We start from the raw sequence: 7,459 nt of genomic DNA, 5'->3' as shown, positions 1-7,459 counted from the left end.
TTTCTGTCCTTTTTTAGCCATACAAATATCCCCTTCAAGTTCACTCAATCCTCATGATACCATGCGGACTTTTTTGAGTGTCTACTTGAAGGGGATAATACCAGGCTGTCCCAAACGGGCAGCCTTTTTAATACCGATCATCAGAAATAAATTGGAAATGAATGCGTTATCTTTTGACTGCGAGATAGACTTTCATTCGCATGGCGAGACTGAAAAATGATTGCTTTTGTGCCATGTATGTTGGTTTTTTGAACTGTTGGGATCGTAGGAACGCTTCTATAATTGAAGTATACCATGAGAGTTACAGGAGGAACTGCAATGAGAAGTCTGCAACGTACGTGGCCATTTCATATCATGCTGCTGCCAGCCATCATTTTTTTAATTGTATTTAGTTACATTCCAATGGGCGGCATCGTGATGGCCTTTCAAAATTACAAACCTTGGCTGGGTATAACCGGTTCCGAGTGGGTTGGATTGGATAATTTCCGCTTTTTGTTCCAACGGGAGGACAGTCTTCAAGTCGTCTGGAATACACTGATTATCGCGGTACTAAAGATGTTTTTCAATCTGCTGGTTCCGTTTGTTTTCGCTATTCTATTGAATGAAATTCGCAAGGTCGCACTTCAGCGATCCATTCAGACACTGGTTTACCTGCCACACTTTCTGTCGTGGGTAATCTTGGGCGGGATTCTGGTTGACCTGTTGGCTACAGATGGTTTTATGAACCGTATTCTTGGGAGCTTTGGAATCCAGCCCATCTTTTTTTTGGGAGATAATAACTGGTTTCGCTTTACCGTAATCGTATCAGATATATGGAAGGAGTTTGGCTACAACACCATTGTTTTTCTAGCCGCACTGGCGGGGATCAATCCTTCGTTGTATGAAGCAGCAGAGATGGACGGGGCAAGCCGCTGGAGACAGACGCTGCATATTACTGTACCTTCGCTGATTCCGATGGTGGTGGTTGTGGGTACACTTGCACTCGGCAATGTCCTGAATGCCGGCTTTGACCAGATTTTCAACCTTTACAACCCACTTGTATACCAAAAAGGCGATATTATTGACACGTTTGTCTATCGGACAGCGTTAATTAACGGGGAAATGGGTTTTGCTACTGCCATCGGATTGTTTAAATCTGTCATCAGTATGATTCTCATTCTGATTTCCTATCGACTTGCATACAAATGGGCAGGCTACCGCATATTTTGATTCCACAAGGCTGAAAGAGGGAGAGTCATGTATCATAAAACAACGGCATATCGCATCTTCAATGTGTTTAATATTTGTTTGCTTGTATTTTTATCCATCATGTGTATCGTTCCGCTGATTCATGTATTGGCGGTATCATTTAGCGCCAAATCAGCAGCAGACGCCAATCTGGTTGGACTGTGGCCGGTGCATTTTTCATTAGAAGCCTACAAAAAGACGATGAATAATCCTATTTTTCTGCACTCTATCTGGGTTTCTGTTCTCCGGACCGTGCTGGGAACTGGCTTGACGCTGCTAATTACCTTCTTGGCGGCTTATCCACTTTCAAAAGAAGCATCTGTATTCCGTAGCCGAAACGTCTATTCATGGCTGTTCGTATTCAGTATGATTTTTAACGGTGGTCTGGTTCCATTCTATATGGTTATTCAAAAGATTCATCTCATGGACAGCTTTTGGGTACTTGTTTTGCCGGGCGCGGTTAATACATTTCTGGTAATCCTCATGTTGAACTTTTTTAGAGGAATACCCAAAGAGATGGAGGAGGCCGCACTGATCGATGGGGCAGGCCATTTTCGGACTTTGTTTAGTATATTTTTGCCGATATCCATGCCATCTATTGCGACGATTGCGTTGTTTAGTATGGTATTTCACTGGAACTCATGGTTTGATGGTCTGCTCTATTTGAGCAATGCTAAGGATTATCCACTGGCGACATTCCTGCAAACGGTAATCATTCAGAAGGACATGAGCTCCATGAGTATGAGTCCCAAAGAGATGGAATTGCTCTCGCAAACGACAGTGAATGCAGCGCAAATTTTTATTGGTGCAGCGCCTATTCTTATTGTATATCCATTTTTACAGAAGTATTTTGTTAAAGGAATGACACTTGGTTCTGTCAAGGAGTAAACCTTATTAATTTAAAGGAGATGATTTACAGTGTCAAATCAAAACATATTCAAATACCCGCCAATCAGTGAGCGAGTTCCGCGTATGCTTCATGGAGCGGATTATAATCCGGAGCAATGGCAGCACTATCCCGAGGTGTTAAAAGAGGATATTCGGCTGATGAAACTGGCTAAATGTAACGTGATGTCCGTCGGCATATTTTCATGGGTTTCATTGGAGCCTGAGGAAGGTGTGTTTACGTTTGAATGGCTGGACCGCATCCTGGATTCGTTTGCCGAGAACGGAATTTATGCGTTTTTAGCTACTCCTAGTGGAGCTAGACCGGCCTGGATGTCACAAAAATATCCAGAGGTGCTGCGTGTAGAGGCTAACCGTGTTCGCAACCTGCACGGGTTCCGCCATAACCACTGTTCTACCTCGCCTGTATACCGGGAAAAAGTAGGCATCATGAATACAAAGCTGGCCGAGCGCTATGCGAATCATCCGGCTGTCATTGGTTGGCATATTTCCAACGAATTTGGTGGGGATTGTCACTGTGAATATTGTCAGGAGGCGTTTCGTACTTGGGTGAAGGATAAGTACGGCACACTGGATAAGCTTAATCACGCATGGTGGACGACCTTCTGGAGTCATACAATTACGGATTGGAGCCAAATCGAGTCTCCGGCCCCTCACGGTGAAACGCAGGTTCATGCTATGAATTTGGACTGGAGACGGTTTGTGACCGATCAGACCGCAGATTTTATCAAACACGAGATTGTGCCACTCAAGGCAGCGAACCCGGAACTTCCGGTCACGACCAATCTAATGGAGTTTTTTGAAGGGCTGAATTATTGGAAGTTTGCTGATTTACTGGATGTGATATCCTGGGACAGCTATCCGACGTGGCATGATCGGGGAGGTGATGAGAGCCGTCAGGCTGCGAGAGTGGCCATGATGCACGATATTATTCGTTCAATCAAGGGAGGCAAGCCTTGGATGCTCATGGAAAGTACACCGAGTTTGACGAACTGGCAAGATGTTAGCAAGCTAAAGCGGCCGGGAATGCATCTGCTATCGTCTTTACAGGCTGTGGCACACGGGTCGGACACAGTGCAATATTTCCAGTGGCGGAAAAGTCGCGGTTCAAGTGAAAAGCTGCACGGTGCAGTCGTCGATCATGTCGGACATGAGCACACTCGGGTATTCGGGGATGTGACAGAGGTCGGCAGTGCACTGGAAAAATTGGAGGAGGTTATCGGTACATCTGTGCCTGCGGAGGCTGCAGTTATTTTTGACTGGGAGAACCGCTGGGCAGTCAACGACTCACAAGGGCCACGTAATAAAGGTGTAAAATATGAGGAGACTGCCGAAGCACATTATTTGGCTTTGTGGGAGCAGGGTGTGCCTGTAGATGTCATTCATATGGATGCAGATTTCTCCAAATACAAACTTGTGGTAGCTCCAATGCTATATATGGTACGCAGCGGTGTAGGCGAGCGAATTCAAAAGTTTGTTGAAAGCGGTGGCATTTTTGTAGCAACCTATTGGTCCGGTATTGTGGATGAACATGATTTGTGCTTCCTTGGAGGCTTTCCGGGGCCGCTTCGCAAGACATTGGGAATTTGGTCGGAAGAGATCGACGGGCTGCACGATCACGACCGAAATCGGATTATGCCGATTGAGGGCAATGAGTTGGATTTGCGCGGAGAGTATGAGGCTGTAGAACTGTGCGATCTTATTCATACCGAAGGTGCAGAGGTGCTGGCTGTATACGGTTCAGACTTTTATGCGGGACGTCCAGCCTTGACGGTGAACCGTTTGGGACAGGGAAAAGCTTATTACATCGCTTCACGCAACACAGGATCGTTCAACAGTCATTTTTACAGAAGCTTGATTGATGGTGAAGGAATCAGTAAAGCGCTCAATGTCAAGTTGCCGCATGGAGTAAATACGTCGATTCGTACTGACGGAGTTCACGATTATATTTTTGTATTGAATTTTACTCATGAGTCGCAAGAAATTGCACTGGATGGACGAATCTATGTGGATATGCTGGAAAATCGTGTGATTGAAGACGGCAAGCTTCGATTGAATGACTATGCTGTTAAGGTTCTCAAGACAGACCGAAAACAATCAGGAGTTGTATAAACTGGAAGAACTCAAAAAAAGAAGGCGAGTACAAAATTCAAGTTGAGGAGATGACTTATGAAAACAAGTAACCGAACTATACTATTTGCGGTGTTGATTTTGTTATCCAGTATTTTGTACCCGTTCGGCTCCGCAGGGTTGGGGACGGCTTCAGCCGCCCCTGCTTTTGCCAAAGGAGCTGATATCAGCTGGGTAGCCGGAATGGAAGCACAAGGAATGACCTGGAAGGATAAAAATGGGGTTCGCCGGGATGTACTGCAAATTTTACGGGACGATTATCAGATCAATTCGGTTCGCATCCGCGTGTGGGTAAACCCTGACATGAAGGATTATGCAAGCGGATACATGAATGCTGAAAAGGCGGCAGAACTGGCGCAGCGGGCCAAGAAATTGGGCATGAGCGTTATGCTGACCTTGCATTATAGCGATTCCTGGGCTGATCCAGGGCAGCAGAACAAGCCTTACGCATGGCGTAATTTAACATTTACACAACTTATGGATGCAGTCTGGTCCCACACTGTCTATGTTATGAACACAATGAAAAGCAAGGGCGTGACACCAGATTGGGTGCAGATCGGCAATGAGACGAACAATGGAATGCTATGGGATGACGGTAAAGCCTCAGTGAATATGAAAAACTATGCATGGCTCGTCAACACAGGCAATAACGCTGTAAAATCAGTAAGCAGCAGCACCAAGACGATCGTACATTTGGCTAACGGGGATAATGGTTCTACGTTAAACTGGAATATCGGTGGGCTGATTGACAATGGAGCCCAGTTTGACCTCATCGGGCTGTCTCTGTATCCGTCTCCTTCTGACTGGCAGGGTAAGGTGGACCAGACGATTACCAATGCCAATAGCCTCATTGCAAAATACGGTAAAGGTATTGTTATCAGTGAAATCGGGATGGATTATAATGAACCTGCAGCTTCCAAGGCTTTTATTGCCGCTATCAAAACGAAGGTTCGAAACATCGGGGGCGGTAAAGGTGCAGGGGTATTTTATTGGGAACCGGCTGCAACCCCGGGTTACAATAAGGGCTACAACAAAGGTGCTTGGCAGGCTGACGGAAAGCCAACCTCAGCATTGGAAGGATTTTTAAACTAAACTAATTACAAGAATGCCAAAGAACCTCTAATTCGCATGTTATGCAGAATAGAGGTTCTTGATTGTTATCTATGACTTATGAATAGAGGCTACAAGCTTAGGCTTTTCGGTCGACTTTAAAGAATGAAATAAGCTCCTCCAACTCGCGAGACATCGACGATAGCTTGTCGGAGGCATTCACGATGGAAACCATGGATTGGGCCTGTTCTCCGATCGTAAGTTCAATTTGTTTGCTGCTGTCCGATGTTTTGCCGATCGTGGAAGATAACTCGTCCGAGGTTGCTGTCATTTCCTGTGTACTGGCTGAAATCTGTTCCGTTGCACTGGAAACCTCTTGAATTTGTGACGATACTTTATTGGCGGCATTTAAAATCTCCGAGAACATTTCACCCGTCTGTTTGGTTACCTCCAGTCCGATTTGGACCTCCTTCGAGCCGAGGCTGACACCTTCTACGGTTTGCCCAATTTCTTTTTGAATTTCCTCAATCAGCTCGGCGATTTGTCTGGCAGACTCTTGGGATTGTTCAGCCAAATTTCGTACTTCTCCCGCGACGACAGCAAAGCCTTTACCTTCTTCACCAACTCTGGCAGCTTCAATGGAGGCGTTCAGTGCAAGTAGATTGGTTTGGCTGGCGATGCCAGTGATGATGTTTACGATGTTGCTGATTTCGTTGGAACGGCTTTGCAGTGCATTAATGGAGACAAAGGTTTTTTCCATCGAGCTGGAAATGGAAGCCATCTGAGCGGAAACCCTTTGCACTACCTGATTACCTTCAACAGAGCGTTTCTCCATAGAATAAGCTTCATCTGCCACAGAGGAGGAGCTTCCAGCAATCGTCTGAACGACCGTAGACATTTCATTCATGGCCCGGGAGCTTTCAATTGCAGCATGGGTTTGCGCTTCAATTCCTTGGGAAATCTCTTTCATATTATTGTTAATAACGTTCGTATTTGCACTATTTTGCTCGCTAATACTTAGTAATTCCTGAGCTGATTCCGTAACTTCCTGGGTTGTATCCTGAACTTTTACCATTGTATCGTTAATGCGTTTGATCATGGTATTAAACTTTTGATTGATGATGCCAAGATCGTCCAGACCTGTCTTGATTTTTACATCCAGATTCCCCTCGCTGACTTCCTCAATGCCCTTCATCAAGCTACGAATCGGGGAGAGCGTACGTTTGACTAGCAGATATTGAATCGTTAAGAAGATAGCAAGGAACAGAATGAGTAGGGATGCAGCATAGACAATTAACTTATGAAGTCCGGCAGGTACAGAGCTCGCGTCTACGTCAAAGTAAATGGCACTTGTGATATTACCGCTATCATCTGTAATTGGGTAAACAATGGTAGTCCATATTCCAAAATCGTCAGTGTAAAAGCTGCTCAACGCCGATTGTTTGGATTGAAGCATTTCATTTACAGCTTTCACATTTGCATCAGGAAGGGTATACATATCACCAATATTCAGCTTCGAGTCCTGGAAAGATTGAACTAAGTTAGTAGGAATGCTAATAACGGAGGTTTGATTTCCTTCTTTTAATTCTGTGCCAAATATGTAAGCTTGGGCAACATTAGGATAAAACGTGTGAATAGAATCGAGAAATTTGCGTAAATCCTGTTGAGCAGAGCCGTTATAATCTTTTTCACTCAATGCTTGTTGTATTTTTGCTTTGTCAACATCATTTGCCCATTTTTTGGTCAGCACTTTAACCTGATCTTGCAACTGGGTGGTCAGAATATTCTCTTGAAGAATACAGCTGGATGTGATGAGAATAGCACCTATTAAAACGATGTTGATAAAAGAAATTAATAGATTTTTACCAAAAAAGGACATAGTGCTCCACTTCAAATTTTTCACGTGTTTCTTCTCCTTTGATTTATATTTTAATGCTTCGGTACATCTATCCCTTATATATTTCGTCAACTTCCTTTCTAAATGTTAGCTATTTATTAAAGTTGGGGTATATTGACTGCTTATTGATGATGATTATGACAAAAAACGACAAAGGCTAGATGTTCAATTAATATGGGAAAAATGGGTAATAAGGGGAACGGACTCGTATGGGAAAATTAATAAAAATAAAAAGCGGCGACCACCATG

Annotated in this window: 6 protein-coding genes; 5 read left to right on the top strand and 1 reads right to left on the bottom strand. The window is 44.3% G+C overall.

Annotation, left to right across the window (positions count from 1 at the left end; translation table 11 throughout):
- The 5 genes from LCF57_RS14785 to LCF57_RS14765 all read left to right on the top strand — a co-directional run.
- On the top strand, window positions 1-220 hold a 220-nt coding region (locus tag LCF57_RS14785; RefSeq protein WP_226001373.1), incomplete at its 5' end, for a hypothetical protein.
- 98 nt (window positions 221-318) lie between these two features.
- Window positions 319-1,209, top strand: a complete 891-nt coding sequence (locus LCF57_RS14780; protein WP_226001372.1) for an ABC transporter permease — start codon at window positions 319-321, stop codon at window positions 1,207-1,209.
- 27 nt (window positions 1,210-1,236) lie between these two features.
- The gene (locus LCF57_RS14775; RefSeq protein ID WP_226001371.1) at window positions 1,237-2,115 is read left to right on the top strand and encodes a carbohydrate ABC transporter permease; all 879 of its coding nucleotides are present in this window, start codon (window positions 1,237-1,239) and stop codon (window positions 2,113-2,115) included.
- Window positions 2,116-2,199: 84 nt separating this feature from the next.
- The gene (locus LCF57_RS14770) at window positions 2,200-4,245 is read left to right on the top strand and encodes a beta-galactosidase (RefSeq protein WP_264083633.1); all 2,046 of its coding nucleotides are present in this window, start codon (window positions 2,200-2,202) and stop codon (window positions 4,243-4,245) included.
- Window positions 4,246-4,302: 57 nt separating this feature from the next.
- Window positions 4,303-5,355, top strand: coding sequence for an arabinogalactan endo-beta-1,4-galactanase (locus tag LCF57_RS14765; RefSeq protein ID WP_226001369.1), 1,053 nt, complete (start codon window positions 4,303-4,305; stop codon window positions 5,353-5,355).
- Between the two features lie 97 nt (window positions 5,356-5,452).
- Here LCF57_RS14765 and LCF57_RS14760 read toward each other — a convergent pair whose 3' ends face one another.
- Complete coding sequence (locus LCF57_RS14760; RefSeq protein WP_226001368.1) at window positions 5,453-7,216, bottom strand: methyl-accepting chemotaxis protein; 1,764 nt, start codon at window positions 7,214-7,216, stop codon at window positions 5,453-5,455.
- Between the last annotated feature and the right edge of the window lie 243 nt (window positions 7,217-7,459).

This window comes from Paenibacillus sp. BJ-4 (assembly GCF_020404765.1).
Taxonomy (GTDB): Bacteria; Bacillota; Bacilli; order Paenibacillales; family Paenibacillaceae; genus Paenibacillus.
Note: the sequence above shows the minus strand (reverse complement) of the source record. Positions and strands in the feature narration are given on the sequence as shown.

What these genes read in the sequence shown, in the direction of transcription:
- LCF57_RS14770 (WP_264083633.1), top strand. Translation starts at nt 2,200, where the DNA reads ATGCTTCATGGAGCGGATTATAATCCGGAGCAATGGCAGCACTATCCC.
- LCF57_RS14780 (WP_226001372.1), top strand. Translation starts at nt 319, where the DNA reads ATGAGAAGTCTGCAACGTACGTGGCCATTTCATATCATGCTGCTGCCA.
- LCF57_RS14765 (WP_226001369.1), top strand. Translation starts at nt 4,303, where the DNA reads ATGAAAACAAGTAACCGAACTATACTATTTGCGGTGTTGATTTTGTTA.
- LCF57_RS14775 (WP_226001371.1), top strand. Translation starts at nt 1,237, where the DNA reads ATGTATCATAAAACAACGGCATATCGCATCTTCAATGTGTTTAATATT.